The sequence below is a fragment of the Dyella sp. 2RAB6 genome (assembly GCF_052115385.1).
Classification (GTDB): domain Bacteria; phylum Pseudomonadota; class Gammaproteobacteria; order Xanthomonadales; family Rhodanobacteraceae; genus Dyella_D.
The window spans coordinates 706,168-722,219 of record NZ_JBFRGP010000001.1 but is presented as its reverse complement, the minus strand read 5'-3'; the positions used below and the strand labels follow the sequence as shown (position 1 = coordinate 722,219).

At 67.1% G+C, this 16,052-nt stretch carries 5 protein-coding genes; all 5 read right to left on the bottom strand.

The window, feature by feature from the left end:
* Genes AB4083_RS03260 through AB4083_RS03240 form a run of 5 tightly spaced genes read right to left on the bottom strand, consistent with a single transcriptional unit; the run spans position 1 to position 16,052 of the window.
* Positions 1-8,697: a PLxRFG domain-containing protein gene (locus AB4083_RS03260; protein WP_441606311.1), complete on the bottom strand. Its 8,697-nt coding sequence runs from the start codon at positions 8,695-8,697 to the stop codon at positions 1-3.
* The gene (locus AB4083_RS03255) at positions 8,697-10,367 is read right to left on the bottom strand and encodes a hypothetical protein (protein ID WP_441606310.1); all 1,671 of its coding nucleotides are present in this window, start codon (positions 10,365-10,367) and stop codon (positions 8,697-8,699) included. Before AB4083_RS03255 ends, AB4083_RS03260 begins: the two co-directional genes overlap by 1 nt.
* Before the next feature lie 10 nt (positions 10,368-10,377).
* Positions 10,378-12,306 carry a hypothetical protein gene (locus AB4083_RS03250; RefSeq protein ID WP_441606309.1) on the bottom strand — a complete coding sequence of 643 codons (1,929 nt, stop codon included), beginning with the start codon at positions 12,304-12,306 and terminating at the stop codon, positions 10,378-10,380.
* 1 nt (position 12,307) lies between these two features.
* Entirely contained in the window at positions 12,308-13,456 is a 1,149-nt protein-coding gene (locus AB4083_RS03245) for a hypothetical protein (RefSeq protein WP_441606308.1), read from the bottom strand.
* A 7-nt stretch (positions 13,457-13,463) separates the two neighbouring features.
* Positions 13,464-16,052 carry a hypothetical protein gene (locus AB4083_RS03240; RefSeq protein WP_441606307.1) on the bottom strand — a complete coding sequence of 863 codons (2,589 nt, stop codon included), beginning with the start codon at positions 16,050-16,052 and terminating at the stop codon, positions 13,464-13,466.

The window sequence follows — 16,052 nt, the reverse complement described above, 5'->3', positions numbered from 1 at the left end:
CTACTCCTGGGCCATAGCGCCCACTTCCTGGCGGACTCGCCCCGCCAGTTTCTTGTTCAACATGATGCCGTTGTCCGCCTGAGCAGTTCGCTGGGCGCGCGTGCGCATCGACTCGCGGATGGTCCCTGGCCGGATCGCGATCTCGGGATACTTCGCATTGAAGTCCTGGATCTTGGCCAGGGCATCGCCGCGGCCATCTTCATCGCCGGCGAGCTGGGCCATGGCAAAAGCGTTGAGCAGCGACTGGCGCCGGTCCTGGATGAACTTCTGGTAGTTCATCAGCGCATTGTTCACGCGCTGCTGCTCGGCCAGCTTCGCCGGCGCGAAGCCGAGGGCCTGCAGCATCACCTCGGGCCCGGAGACATCCGGCACAATCGGGTCACCGCGGAGCGTATTCGCCCCCTCCTTCGCGTAGCGCATTGCCTTCATGCCGTCCTTGGCGAACTTCGGCAGCATGGTCTCGATGCCGCGCCAGGTCTGCCCCTCGCCCATCATTTGGGTGCCGACGAACAGGTTCTTGGTCAGGCCGCCAAGGGGACCGGCGATCGTGTCGAGCAGGTTGTAATAGGCGTCCTTGCCCTCGAGCTCGCGATCGGGATCGCGGAACCACATGTCGGCCATGCCGGTGCGGCCGGCGATATTGGCGCCCGTCAGCTGGTTGACCGCGCCGTCGGCCACCCAGCTCGCGGCGGTCTCGCCGAGATGCTCCGCCAGCCAGCTGCGGAACTCGGTGTTGAAATCCCAAGGCGTGTCGTCGTCGCCGGTGACGGCATGCACGGCGTTCGCGCCGTAGCGCAACAGGTTGATGATCGGCAGGCCCATGGCGCCAGCCATCAGGCCAGTCATGCCAAGCACGCCCGTCAGGGTTCGGCGCGCCAGCTGCCGCACCTCCGGCGTCTCGCCGGCCAGCGCCTTGTAGAGGTTGCGGTAAAGCACCCACGACATGCCCAGGCTGTAGCTCTTGAACTGGGTCAGCACCTTGGCCACGTCGCCCTGCATATACCGCGCGCGGTTGGCGTTGCTGAAGTCGAAGTGCGTGCCGTTCACGATGTCGTCGGCGTAGCGCACCGCGTCGTCGAAGTTCTTGCCCGCGCCGCGCGCCAGGCGGAACGCTGCGACGCCGGCGCTCTCGCGGTTGATCACCTCCGCCTTGTGGAAGAGATAGCCCATGGCGCCCATGACCTTCGCCCATGCCGGGTTCGAGGCCAGGGCGTTGCCCTCGGAGATACCCGCCAGCGTGTGCGTCGCTGTGCGGTTGAAGGTGCCCCGCTCCTCCAGCACCTTGAAGGCCTGGCGCTCCTCGTCGGAACGCAGCGTACGGAGGATGTTGCCGCCTGTGCGCATGGCGTCCTTCGTGGCGCTGGCCAGCTCACGAGCCGCCTTACCCCAACCGTGCTGCGCGCCCAGCACGGGCAGCGTGATCTGCGCCCCCTGCGTGAGGTTGACCAGCGCCGACGCCGGCGAGGCCGACATGTAGTACAGGAACCCCACGGAGCCGGCGACGTTCGCCATCTGGCTGTCCTTCGGCGACATGATCCAGTCATGCCGCCGGCGCAGCTCGCCCAGCATCGCGTCGCCGCTGGCCGCATCCTGCAGGCTCATCTCGGTGTTGCCGCCCAGGCTGCCGGCGTTGCGCCGGTTCTCGAAGGCCTCGGCCATGGCATCGAGCGCCCCCTGCATCTGGAAGCCGTACTTCAGGCGAGCCACCTGGTGCGCACCATGGAAGCCGTTCTTGGCGAAAGCGCGCAGCGCGTCGTCGTTGTAGCCGGCGACGTTCTTGCGGTGGATGCCGTGCTTGCGCATCGACATCTCAGGCAGGGTCTTCAGAAAGGTCTGGTAGATCTCGTCCTGCACCTTCTCCGGCGCGCCAGCCTTGCGAAGGATCCCGATCACGTCGGACACGAACGTGCCGCTGGGGGCGTCCTTCGCGCGGTAGTTGGTGTCTTTCAGGCCGTGCGCCTCGATTTCCACGCCCGCGGCCTTGAGCTTCTCTTCCGCGCGCTGAGCATCTCGGAAGTTCTCGAACATGCCGAAGACCGGCGTGCCGTCGCGATGGGTTCCAGCGACCCAGTAGTCGCCGAAGCGCGACAGCGGGAAGTACACACCTTCCACGCGGCTCGCCTCGAATTGGAAGCGGATGCGATCGGCCAGGCTCCGCTTGTACGTCTCGGGCACGTTCATGGCGTCGATGCGGTCGAGCAGCGCGCGCTCCATCGCATCGGACTGCTCCTGATACTGCTTGCGGGCCATGTGGAAGATCTCTTTCGCTTCCGGGCTGAGCGCCTGCCAGCGCGCGGCCAGCTCGGGATACCGAGCCTCGCGGGCCTTCTCTCGCGCAGGCAGCGCCTTGAGGTCCTTGATCTTCTCCATCAGCTCCGTCTTGTCATCGCCCGGGCGGCTGCGGATCTGGCCCCGCAGCTCCTTGATGCGCTCCCGCATCAGGTCCTTCGTCCATGGCTGGAACTCGCCGCGGCTGTCCTCGATAAGGAGCTTCTTGTAGCTGTCGCTGGGGTCGACGCCGAGCTGGGTCACGTCGTGGATGAAGCGCGAGAGCACCTTCGCTTCCGGCTTCAACCGGCCAAGCATGCCGGGCAGGCCCTTCTGGTAGGCCCATTTCTGCCATTGCTCGGTCTTTTCCGACGCGGTGTTGATCATCTGCGTGCGTTCGCTATCCATCCGCTGATGGATGTCGGCGTAATGCTTGGCGCCGGGGAAATTCTTGCTGTCCTCCATGAGCTCGAGCACGTGGCGAAGCTGCAGCGCGCCGAGCGCCGCCGGCTTGAAGTCCTGCATCTTGCCGGCGACCCAGTCCTTGGCTTGCTTCAGCAAGCCGTCCTGCGCCCTCGGTACGCCTTCCTGCAGGGCCTCGATGCTCTTGGCCGCGCGCGAGAACGGCCGCGGTTCCTCGCCCGGGGGCGTGGCGCGGCCGCTGTCGTCGAGGTCGGGCTTTACTTCGGAGCTTGGCCCCCGGCCGGGCCCAGATGCTTCAGGGCCGGGTCGATCGCCAGCTGCTGCTTCGCCCAGTCGCCGAAGGCCTGGGATTCGGCCCGCAAGGATTCGATCTCGGAGGGCGTCAGGCGAGAGCTTCCCGCCGTCATAGGTGAGGACGGTGCGGGCTTCGGATTGGGTGAGACCGTCAAAGCCGTGGCCGAACTCTCGGCGCCACCAGCCTTCGATTTTTCCGAAGCGTTCACGTACCTGCCCCAGCGTCTGTGGATCGAGCGCCAGCTTGCGCGAATACTCCTTACCCGTCAACGCGGTAGCCAGCATCACCTGGCCGCCCTCCCGTTCGATGTGCGTCTTGAGCTGCGCCAGCGTGCCGCCCTGGGTAAGGGTGTCGTCGAGCAGGACATACTGGCGGCCCGGTTCGACCGCGCCTTCGAAAGTCGGCTGGTTGGCGAGCCGGTGCATGGCGTCGGCGTTGCCCCGCGCCACCTTCTCCGACTGGACAATCGACCGGTCAACTGTGGTCCCCAGGCGGTGCGCCAGCACTTCGGCGGCCGCGTCCGGAATCCGGTTGTTGCCTGATGCCTCCCGCGCCACCACGGGCACGATGACCGGTTTGCTCCCCTCGGGGAGCTGGGCCCGGACGCGATCGACGAAATCCGGCGTGACCAGGTCGCGCGCCAGCCGCAAGGCCGCCTCATTGTCTCCGGCCTTCGCCGCGGCGTAGTCGGCATGATCGCGAGCGGCGTTGAGCGGGTGCGCCAGCACAGCGTCCGGAAACTTCTCGTCCCAGCCGTCGCGGGAGAACAGATCGCCCTGTGCTGCGGGTTCGGCCCTGCCCTCCGGCCGCGCCGCGCCAGCCTCATCGGCGCCGCCATATCGGTTCCAGGTCTCGTTCACGAAGTCGCGGAAGGCCTGCGGCGTGTCCGTCAGACGGGGGTCGTGGCCACGCAAGAGATCGAACACCAACTTCATGGCGTGCGCGATGCGGGCGAATATCCCGCCGGCCTCGCCGAGCAGTCGCTGGGCACCCTCGTGGTCGTACAACGCACGGGAAACCATATCCGCGAAGAACTCGTCCGCATCCAGCGAGTAGGCCCGGGCGTCCGGGCTGGCTTCGCGCATCGATGGCGAGCGGTCATCGTTGCCGTCCACTCGATCGCGGTGCAGGTTGCGGAAGAAGGCTTGGCGGCTTGCCCTCACCTCGCGCACCGTGGCGTCGGGAGCGATCTCGCGCTTCCATGCCAGGAAAGCCCGATACATCGCGTCACCGCGCGCGCTGTGCTCGAGATTCTCGCCGAGCAGCTGCCGCACCATGTGGTGGCCGTATTCGTGAAACAGCACGCTGACCGCCTCATGCGACCGCAACGCGTCACGATTGAGGCTGACGATGTGCTCGCTTGGCACATAGGCGCCAAGCATTTTTCCACGTTCGCTATGACTCTGGTCGTGCAGCTCCAGCGTCACGCGCGAGATGCCGAAACCCTTGGACAGTCCATCGACCACTTCCTGCAGCTTCGGCAGCTGGTCGTCGGAGAGACGCTTCTTCTCCAGCGAGCCGACCATGTCGAAAAGCTGTCGGTAGGCCGGGCTTTCCTTGGCACGACGAACCGAATCGAGCACAGAGCCGGCTGAGTCAGCGCGCTCCACGAGCGGCGCCATGAACGCCGCGTCGCCCATGTCATTGCGCTGGCGCGATGCGCTGCCTTCCTTCGTCTTGCTCGTCGCTTGATCGGCCGCCTTCGGGGCCTTGGACGGCTTTTCCGGCAACTCCGGCTTTCCGAGCTTGGCCACGATCGATCGCATATCGGGCATCGTGCTGTGCGCGCGAACGCCCGCATCCGGATGTCCTGCCGGATACGGGGTGCCGTCCTGCCGCAATGCACGAACAGACACGTGCCATGCACCACCGTTCCAGTTGAACGCCTCGACGCGATCGGTACCGTAGGGCGCCTTCACCTCGGTGCCCGGCTTGAAATAGGCCTCCAGCGTTTCCCGCGCGCCAGGCACGTACTCCAGCTTGCCGCCCACGATGCGTGCCTTCGCCCCGCTCGTGGTGATACCGCCGCGCTTGGGCCCAGTGGCCACTGGCGTCGCCGGCGCGGTCGGCATCACTGCAGCGGGTTTCGTGAGGTCGCCTTCCTTGATCCAGGATTTAAACTCGTCGACGGACATGCGGCGGATCCCGCCGAAGGTTTTCACTTCCTTCGGAAAGTTCGCGTCATAGGCGGCACGCGCGTCGGCCCCTGTCCTGTAGCCGAGCATCACCTTGTGCTCGTCGAACTGCTTCGTGCCAGGCTTGACCTGGTCGACAACGAACACGGGGCGCTTCGCGTCCTCGGCGTGCCGTCCCATGTAGACGTCGACCTGCTCGCCGTCGGCGCCTTCCGTCCGCTTGATGTACCCGTAATGGTCGGAAACAGGCCTCTCCCAGGCCTTGCCGCTCGCGTCCGTGCCGCGGCGCATGCTGCCCTTCGGGACCTCAATCGAAAAATCGAGACCGTGGACTCGCACATGCCCCATCTTGAAGTTGCCGGCTTCGTGCTGGGCGGCTGACGGCTCCGGTAGGTTGTTATGCGGCGACGGCGCGGCCTCCGCGGCGGCCGCATCGACCTTGGTCACCGGCTCGGGCGCGACATTCGACCGAGCTTCCGGTGCAGTCTTGGCCGCAGCACGCGCCGCCTCTCGCTCCTTGGCATAACGAAGCTGCGCAGCCTTGATCGGCGTCGACTCGCCTTTCTCATTGACCAGTGAGTGCACCATGCGATCGCCAGCCGGCTTGCTCTTCACCTGGTTGAAGCCCTCGGCCATGAGGCGATCCACCTGTGCCCGGCCGTTGATCTCGCCGTCCGACGTGGCCACGCGCAATCGCTCTGCGTCACGAGCAGCGCCGGTAATCCGCACCGGCTCCGTTGATGCCGCCTTCGGAATAGCATCGCCGGCTTCCGCTGTGATGGGCCGCTTCTCCGCTAACGCAGACGTGGCCTTTCCCGTTGGTGCAGGTAGCTTCGCCACTGCACTTCCATTCGGGGCGGCCGGCGGCGTCGCTACTGAATCGGCTTCGGGCGCCGGCAGCCCGGGGCTCTCACGCCCGATGGACGCGGCCTTACTTTCATCTTTGGGCTTAGCCAGTTCGATGAAGCGCTTCAGCATAAAAACGGCGTCCTCGGCATCGCCGTACCGCGATGCCGCCCTCTCCAGCGCGGTCTTTTGGATCTCTCCTGAGTTCCAGCCTTCCTCCGCAATCCGCCCGGCGAGCGTACGCATGCCGGCGTATGCGGTTTGCTCTTCGCGCGACCACGCGGCAGGGTCCCTGCCCTTGGTACCACCGAGCTTAGACAGAAAGCGCGCCATGACCACCGATGCTTCTGCCGGCGAGCGAACCATGGCGTCCGAGTGGGCACGGCTGAAATCGGCTAGATCGTCATGCGCGATGTCCGAGTCGCCAACGCCATACAACCGGTCAACCTGTTGTTTCGAAAGCGACGATTCGATGTCTTTGATCGTTGCTTCGCCGCGGTCGGAAACCTCGCGGTCATCGGAATTGAACTGCCGTTGGGCAGCGCGCCATTCGTCGGCGCGTGAACCGAGGATGGCGTCTTCCGTGTTCCGACCAAAATCCTTGCTCGCTTTCGCGTGTGCCTCGACCTCATCCGGCGTCAAATCATACGGTTGAGCTAGCGGCGCAGGCTCTTGTGGCATTGGCAACCGGTCGCCTTCCTCGCCACTTCGCGCCTCCGTTCGAGCTAGGCTGGTGCCGGCCTGGGCATCCGACGGTTCGCGGGCAACAGCTGGTGCGGACTGCATTTCGCCAGGACCGGAAGCCTCAGCGGCGGGCTGCGCGGCTTCAGGCTTAGGCTCGCTCAGTACCTGGTGTGCCTGATCCGGCGTCAGCTTCGCAATGTCGCCATCGCTCAGACCGCGATCGCGCAGGTCCTTCTTCATCGCCTGCGTGATCATGAAGGGGATGCTGGCCGTTCCCTCCGTGGCTGGTACCTGCGCCTCGTCCGCACTTGCTGGCGTGCTGGCTACAGGCGTGCTCGGTTCTGGCTGTTCGGCAGGCGAGGCCGCTGGCTCCGCCGTCGGCGGTTCGGCGCTCGGCGCTGCCCTCTGCATGGCGGCCCGCTCAGCCGCCGCCAACTGGTCCTTGGCCGAAAGGTCAGCGTCGCGCCGGGCGCGCTTGATCTGCTCGGCGGGGATGCCCCAGGCCTCTTCGAGCGCCGGAGAGCTGATGCGCATAGTTCCGTCGATCTGGTGCTGGGCCAACATCTGGTTGGCCAACGTGTCTACGAGCTGGTCGCGCGTCGCAGGCGCCACCGCACCGGTGGACTGGTCCACCCAGGTCGGCGTGACAGCTTCGGCCCGGCGTGCGTCGCCGGCAGCAGCTGGTTTCGCGGGCGCGGCCGTGTCGGCCGCCGGTGCCGGGATTGCGTTGGCCGCATCAGAGAGCGAGCCCGGAGCTGCGTCGGGGAAGCGCGCCTTCTCCGGCGCGGGCGCCGGAGCTGGCTCTGCCGCCGGGCGATGCAGGCCACCGACAGCACCGAAGACGGCACCAGGCACCGCGCCAGCGCCGAACGTGGCCAGGGAGTCGGCCATCGGGTCGCGCCGCTCGCCGGTCGCCGCATTCGATGCAGCCACCTGCGCCGCGGTCTGGCCGACGGCCATGGCGCCCTGCACAGGCGCCTCCATGGCCGCACCAGCAGCAGCACGGCGCAGCACGCTGTCGCCGACCACGCCGCCCAGCACGCCCTGCGCTCGCTGCAGCAGCGGCAATGTGGAGACGCCGCCAGCGGCCATAGCGATCGGGGCCGTGGTGCCGAACACCTTCTCACGCACCTGCGTGGCCAATGCATCGCGCGCTGCCACGGGCGTCATGCCGCGATCGACCATGGCCTTATATGCCGGCAGCGCCATGAGGTCCTCGTCGGACATCTGCTGCACGCGCTGCGATTCGCCCTGCGCGGCATCCTCGCCACCCTGCAAGCCTCCGGTAACCGCGCCCGTGGCCAGCGACGCGCGTCCGGACGCCGATACCGCCTGCTGGGCGATCGCCTGCGCCGCCGGCGCGAGGTCGGAAATCTTGCCGGCGCGGATTGCCGCGGCAATCTCGGGCGTCATGCCGGCGACACGCTGCAGCGCACGCGCGCCGGAAACTTCGGCACCGACAAGCATTGGTGCCAGATTGCCCACCATCTCGCCGCCCTTCAGGGCCCAGTTCATCGGCGACGAAGCGCCCTCGCCGAATCGCCAGGTCTGCGGGCTGGTCAAGTCGCCCTCGACCAGCGGCTTCTCCTGGACCGCCTTTGCGGCGTCACTCTCCGTGCTCTTGACCCAGTCGCCGGCCTTCTGAATCGGCGTGCCGATTGCATCCCCCAGGGCGGTGCCGGGTCGACGTAACCACTGCGGTGTGCTGGTGTCCTCGGGCACGCCTGCCACCAGTCGCCCAACACCTGCGCCGGTCATCGCGTTAGGTAGCGAGTCCAGCATCTCCCCCGCGCCGCGCACCAGGCTCCCAACACCACGGATGGCTCCTCCGGTGATCGCCTTTGGGATGTCCATCACGCCATAGCCACCCGGTGCCGGCGCGTTCCTCTGCAGCGATGGCTTCGAATCTAATTCGAATCCGGGTGGCGGTTGTGGTGCCGTCAAGCCCGCACCAGGCCGGGTGAGCTTGGGCGTCGACGGCGGAAGCGCATTCGGATTGTCCGGCTCGAAGCCAGGCGGTGGCGCAAGTGCGTTCTGGTTATCCATCACAGCGGCATCCACTGACCGTTGATGTTGACGATCTGCTCGCCCGTCGTCTTGTTGGTGTAGGTCGGCAGGTTCATGGACATGGCAGCCTGCTTCCGCATCTGCTGAATGTCAGTCGGCGTGAGTGCGGGCTTTTTGTCCGACGGGAAGAAGTTCTTCATCTGCTCCTGCACGTTCCGGTTAAGCTGATCAACCAGCTGGTTCGAGCGCTTGTCTTCCGCATCCATCTTGGAAACGAGCGCCTTAGCGGGCGTGCCGTCGGCCTGGCGGGAGCGGGTCACAGTGGCGGTGATCGGATCCATGACACCCATCGTCCCGTCTTCCAATGTGACCGGGTGACCGGCACGGGTGAGCTGCGCGCGCTGAATCTCGAGGCCAGTGTTTTGCAGGCCGTAGCGGCCGCGCAGATCCTCGGCGGCGAGCGCGTTCTGTCCCTGCAGCTGCGTCTGCCGCAGGGCGTTGTCTCCCTGCACTCCCGCCTGCGCTAGCGCCGCTTCCGCCTGCTGGCTCTGCAGGCCGCCCTGCTGCGTGCCGCCATCGAGCGCCGCCAGAGACTGCGCGGCCTCGGCGCGGGCGCGCGGCGTGCGCCCGTACTGCGTTTCCATGGCCAGGCCGCGGGCGGCGATGCCGGCTGCGCTGCGCGGATCACGCAACGCGATCGCGTTGCGGTCGGCGTCGGCGAATTGCTGCGCGGTCGGGCGGCTGCCGGTGATCGGCGGCGCGGCGCGCACCAGCCCGTACCCCTCGCCCGCCGCCGGCGTACGACCCAGCACATCGCTGGCCAGCACAGAAGTTTGCGCCGGCGCGGTCGGCAGGCGATCGCCCAGGCCTTTGATCGTCGCGTCGGACATCGTGCGGGGTATGCCTCCGGTACCGCTGCCGTCGCTGAAGGTCGGCACGCCGTTCACCATTGCGCCGTACGGCAACGTGCGGCCTCCGACCGTCGTCCCGGTGTCGATGCCGGTCGCGCTAGCCGTGGCCGACGTCGCCGGCGCGCCCGGCCGCTGAAGGAACGGCCGCATCGTGTTCGCGACCTGCCCAAGCAGGGCCAGCGATCGCGCGGGGTCCGTCACATCGCCGCTCGTCGGCGCGCTGCTGCCTATCTGGCTCTGCACCCCGGCGAAGTTCGGGTGCGCCACCGGCACGTCGGTGCGCGTGTTCTGGAAGTCGATCGGCGGCGGCTGAAACGGCTGGCGCACCAGGGGCGCAGTGCTGGCGCCAGCGACGGGATTTCCCGCATCGGGCGATGGCGCCATACCGACAATCGCGCGGCCGGCGTCGCGAATGAACCCGCCGGCGGCGCGCATCGGATACGTGATGGCATTGGTCACGTCGGCACCGGCGCTATGCACGCTGTTGAGGGTGTCGGCGGCGGTATTGGCCACGTCTTTGCCGTAGCGGTTGAGCGCCGAGCCGGCAAGCGTGCCCGCGGCGAGATCGTTCGTCGCGGGCGAGCCGGGCGGCGCCGGACGGGTCAGCGCGGGTGCTCCGGACGGTCCGCCAGGCAGCTGTCCGTACCCGATGGAAACGCGCGCGCTGGCGTCAGCCGGAGCACTCGCATCGGCGGTGGGCCGGTCGTTGATCATACGCGTGTGCGTCGGATTGAAATCCTCGTCATCCGTGGCGAACGGGCCGTTGCGCTTCAAAGTGGGGCTGGTGCCAATAGCCATGGCGTTCTCCTTACGAGGTAGTGGAATCGGGGTCCTGGGCGTCGAGCGAGGTGGACACCGAGTAGCTGTTGCTGACGCCGATCGAGGCGCTGCCGTTGCCGCTGATGCCGGCCTGCACGTGCGTCGCGCTCATCGCGCCGGCGGCGAGCTGGCTGGCCATCTGTCCGGCCGACTGGATGGCGCCCAGCAGCAGGCGCGCCTGCTCCATGAGGCGCTGCATGCGCGAGTCGAACTGGCGACTGATGACGTCGAAATAGGCGATGTTGTTGCGGGCCGTTGCTTCGGCGGCACGGACCAGGATTTCATTGCGCTGCGTTTCGGCGCCGATTTGGGCCGTGTAGCGCGTCGTGTCGGCCGCGTATGTGCTCACCTTGGCCTGTAGCTGGGAGACGGCCGCCTGGATCCTCTCCCGCTCCGCCGACAGCAGGGCCGTGAACTTCGTAGTGCCGGTCTCGATCGCGCGCAGCTTGGCCTGGACCGTCTGCACCTTCACGTTGTTGCCGGACTCGTAGCCCTGCACCGTTGCGGCAAACGCCCGGGCTTCTGCATCAAGGATTCCGGCCTTGGCCGCCTCGCCGCGCACCTGGGATTCGTAGGCATCGAAGCGGGTTTTCTCCGCACCCAGCTTCTCGGCGTATGCCTGGACATCGGCCCGGTACAGGTCGATCTTTCCGCGCTCCAGGTCGGCGGCCACCTTCACCGCATCGACCTTGGTCTTGAACACCTCGACCGTGGTGGCCAGTGCCTGCAGCTTGGCCGTGTAGATGCGGACGTTCTGCTCGTTGATCGTGCCCTTGAGCTGCTCGGCCTCGATCTCGGCCTTCATCACCTCTAGTTTGGACAGCTCCGCCTGCACGCGCGCCTGGAAGACACGCACCAGGATGTCGGCGGCCTGCAGCTTCGCGTTGTAGGCACTGACCCGTAGGTTGAAGCGGTCGAACTCCATCTGCACGCGCAGCCGCGCCATCTCGAAAGCTCGCTGCGCCAGGTTGTTGAACTGGTTGATCAGCGTCGTTTCGAGCGCGATGCCTTGCGAAACGGCGGTGCGCAGGTTGTCGATCTGCCACTGCGCCGCCTTGCTCATCACGTCGCGGCTCAACGAGTTGGCCTGCAGCTGGTTCTGCTCGCGCGCGGCGTTGACCTGCTCGACCAGCATGCCGGGCGGCATGTCGAAGCCGCGGCCGGCGAAATCGTCGTGGGCGGCCTGCACGGCGCGATGCGCGACCACGTCCTCGCGCTCGCGCGCCGCAGCGAAAAGAGCGTCCTGCACCACGCGCGGCATGGCGTAGTCGCCCTTCAGCATGGCGTTGACCGTAAACGCTACGGCGTCGAGCACCACCGGTTTGTAGGTCGGCTCCGACCAGTCGAGCCCCAGTGTCGGAATGGCGTCGTCGAACACCGGCACGACCGCGTCGAAGGTCGGCAGCGTGATCGTGGGCCGGTCCGGAACCTCGATGGTGAGCATCGGCTCCGGCGCCGGCATCGCCGTGTCCGGCGCGTCCGGCAGCGTGGGTTCGTTGATCACCGGGCGCGTCGGCGCGCCACTGGTATCGATCGGTGCCGGCGCCGGCGGGATGTAGAGCTGAACGATGCTCGGGTTCCACGTCGGCGCCGGCCCGGGGTCGATGCCGTCGACGTACCGCTGCAGGTCATCGAACGCGGGCTCGTCGAAGCCAGGCACGTCGCCGAAGAGCTGCGCGCTGGGCAACGGCACGTTCGCGAAATCCCCCGTACGCACCGGGTCGAGCTGCAGGTTCGGAGGCGTGCCCTCCTGCGGCAGCTGGATGGTCGTCAGCCGATTCATCGCGCCGTACGCCGTATTCAGCGCGGTGTCGGCGCGATCGCTCATCAGTCCGATCTGTTGCTGGACGATGTTATACGGCCGGTCGTAGACATCCCCCGGCACGTTGACGATCGGGATAATGGCGTCTTTGGCCACGTCAAACCCTCCTGCTGCCTGGGTCGATGACCCAGTTCATCCCGCTCGGAATGGAAAAGGCACCGCCGTCGACGTTGCCCACCTGGAACTGCCACGTCAGCGACCGCACGCCCTTGCCGAACTTCGCGCGCATCTGCGCGAGGCCATCGGCATGCCTGGCCTCGAACGGGTACGTGTTGGCACCGGGCGTGCCGGCGGCGGTGTCGAGCACGCTCACCTGCATTGCCCGGGCGGCCTGCATCGGCGCGTAGAGATAGCCCCCGCGCGGCACGCCATTGCCCTTGGGTCGGTGCTGGCCGGTGCTGATGCTTCCGCCGATCGGCGCGCCGGCATCATCGTCGCCGTCGAGCGCGTAAAGGCCGCCTTCGCCAGCCCCAAAGAGCCGGCCGCCGATCACGGCGAGGGATTCCATCCGAAAGCCCACGTAGCGGCTCGCCGCCCACGTATCGGTGTTTGCCGTCCACGCCGTACCGCTCGCCGGCGGCAGCGCTTCGTCTTCCAAGCACGCCGCCTCGCCGACCGTCGCCAGGGCATCGACGCGGATCTGGCAATCATCCGCAGCGATCACCTGCTCGGTCAGGATGGCCGCGCCGTTGGCCTCGCCGAGCAGCGCGTCGCTACACTGCAACGCTTCGACCACCACCGCACCGCGACGCGCGCCGACCAGGCTATCGCCTGCGGCCAGAATGTCGCTGAGCAGCGACCAGCGCACCGGGCGCGTCTGGTCTGCCGCGGCCTTTCGCTCCGAGATGATCGCCACGCCGTGCCGCCGCGGTGTCGCCATGTCGGCCAGGTCGGCCTGTTCAAGCAGCTGGAGGCGCCGGGCGGCGTTCTGGGCATCGGAGGCCGCCAGGTGCTCGGCAACGACCTGCCCTTTGCGCTGCAGCAGTTTGTCGGCCGCCGCGGCCGATTCGGAGATCAGCGCCACCGGGTGCGTCGTGGGTTGGCACTGGTCGCCCAGGTTCAATGCCTCGCGAACCATCAGGCTCGCGCTGCCACTGGCCAAGTCCGCCACGGCGAGCACGTCCCCAAGGATCACGCGCCGGCTCGACGTCAGGATGTCGACGATATGGATCTGTTCGGCGCCGGCGGGCGAGCCTCTACGGCTCGTCAGCTGATCGCTCAGGAATGCCTGCTCTTCGATGACCATGCACTGGTTACCCATGGATCACGCCGATGTAGGTGAGGTACCCGTGCTCCATGCCTGGCCAAGCCGGCCAGCCGAAGATGCGAAGGGCACCATTGAGGTTCGAACTACTGCGGAGCGACGTGGCGCGGCCTGCCGCGTTCTGACTCGCTTCGGCGTACTGGTCCGCGCTTCCGCCGTCTTGGCTATCGGGCGTGAACAGCGGCCAGAACCCGAAGTCGGACGAATCGACCGAAGCCACGCGCGACACGCCGATACCGCCGGAGGCGACCAGGAACACGTCGTAGTGACCGCTGGGCGGCGAGGACTGGATGACCGGTGCCGGCAGCGGCGGCTCCGGAATGCTGTAGGCCATCACGTCGAGGTTGTCACCACCCTGCACCCACGGCCCCGAATCGGCGACATCAGCGCAGGGTGCGCCGTCGTCATACAGCGGCGAGTCGGGATCCGCGGTCCGATATTCGTTGGGGCCATACCCGTTGACGTCGAGCAGGTGCACCGGCCGCCACGGATCTTCCGGTGTCCCCGATCCTGCGTATTGACCGTAGTAGCCAGGAAAATTCCGCTTGTAGTTGCAGTACCACGGATCGGTCAGCTCGACATGCTGCGCTGTGACCGTGCGCATGCGGCCCTGGTCCGCGTGCTGGACGGCGTAGTAGTAGGCCTCGCGCTCATAGAACGGCACCGCCATGCCGGTCGACAGCGACGGGCTGTACACCGTGTTCGTCTCGGTGGTCAGGCGAAAGCGCTTCCGGCGACGCGCCGTCCCCACGGAGGGGTTCACGATGCTGTCGTTGCAGGTGATCGCGCAGTAGCCGAGGTCGTCGCCATGGATCCGCGTGTCCGACGTGGTGGTGGCCAGCTCGGCGCGGTCGTCGAGGTCGTTGGTGTAGAACATCGACGGCACCCGCAGTGCCCCGCCGTCGCTGTGCGCGGGCCAGTTGCCGATGTACATGCACGGCTCGAAATCATCGTCCGAACCACCCGGCGCGCCAGCACTGTTGTCCTGGAAGAACTTCACCCACTTCATTTCGTTGCCGTCGAAATAGACGTGGATGGTGGTGTCGCAGCGCGCCGGCGCGGGTGCGGTGTCCGAAGCCGGCTTCATGGAGTGTGCGACCAGCAGCCCGATCAGAGGCTCGGGGAAGCGCGCCACATAGCCAACCTCGAGGCGAGCCCGCGGCGGGTACCACAAGGCGCCTTCGCTGACTTTCGACAGGTGCGCGGACGCCGATGCGAGCGGATCCAGCACCAGGCCATCGACGTACGTGAATGCCTCATCCACGCTTCGGGCCAGCGCGGCGCGCGCCCAGCGCGCCTCGAAGTCCGACAGCCGATCAAGCTTCCACAACGCCGCCGGCAGGCGATCCTTGTAGGCGACTCCGGTCAACTTGCCGAATGCCCGGCGCAACCCATTGACGCCAGCAGCGGGCTTCACGGGAACGATCGCGCCGATCTGCAGCGGCACCATGTAGTGCACGCCGCGTTGCACGTCGTCGTCGCCGTAACGCCACGCGGTGATGTGCGCCTCGTCACCTCGCGCGTTGAATGCCCAGCCGAGCTGGCTGGAATAGCTGCTGTGCGCGTAGAACGGCTGCAGGTCATCATGGCTCTGCAGACGAAGCACGCGGCCCGCGCGGATCCACGCCTCCAGCTGCTCAGTCGGAGGAAACCCCTCGCCAGTGGGGAACCCGCCGTAGCGGTCGAGGATGTCGAGTGCCTCCTCGTCCGCCTTGTCTTCGATCCGCTTCCGGAAGGCCGCGCTGGTGGTGTTCGGATTGAGCGCCAGCGGCGTGGCAAGAATGCCCTGGGTGATGCCGATTTCCACCAGCCAGGGGCGGCCATCGGCGGCGTACGTAATCCCGTGGGTTCGGCTGAAGCGCCAGTCGAAGCGGATCTGCAGGCCGTCACGCGCGACCCGGCGCTGGTATGCCGTCGGCTGGGGCGCTGTCGCGCCGTCCCGCCGCGGCTTCGTCTGCTCGTAGATGCTCGTCGGCTTCCCGGCTTTCCTGGCCTGTCGCCCGAAGCCCATCAGGACCTGCACGAGGTGGCGCATGGTGCCCGAGAACATGGTCGGCTTCAGGCGCGTGTACTGCGAGAAGACCAGCGGCGAGCTGTCGCTGGGATTGTCGAGCTCGCTGCGCAAGTCGTCGTTAGGCTTGACCGCCAGGCGCCGTACCGATTGGTACACGGGCTCGAGCTTGAAGCGCGCGGCGCACGATGTCGTCGGATGGAAGCTGGCCAGGGTCTCGTATGCCGGGCGCGGCGGTTCGGCCGGCACGGTGGCGATGTACCCGTTTTGGACCGTGCCGGACAGGAAGTCGGGCACTTCGACCAGCTGCTCGCTCAGGTCTTCGACCTCGGTGGCCGGACCCGCGCCAGCGACGATGTGCACGGCGTTGATACCGCCGGCGATGACGACGTACCCATAGGCATCGGCGTCGAAGCGAGCCTGCGCGGAGAGCTGCGCCAGGCTACCCACCCGCATGCGCTCCTGCGTGCGGTACAGAAGGCCCAGGGCCAGGGGCACATACCCCTGGCCGCGCTCGATGTCGCCCGAAATCGCCAGGCGAACGACGCCGTCGCCGGGCTCCTTCAT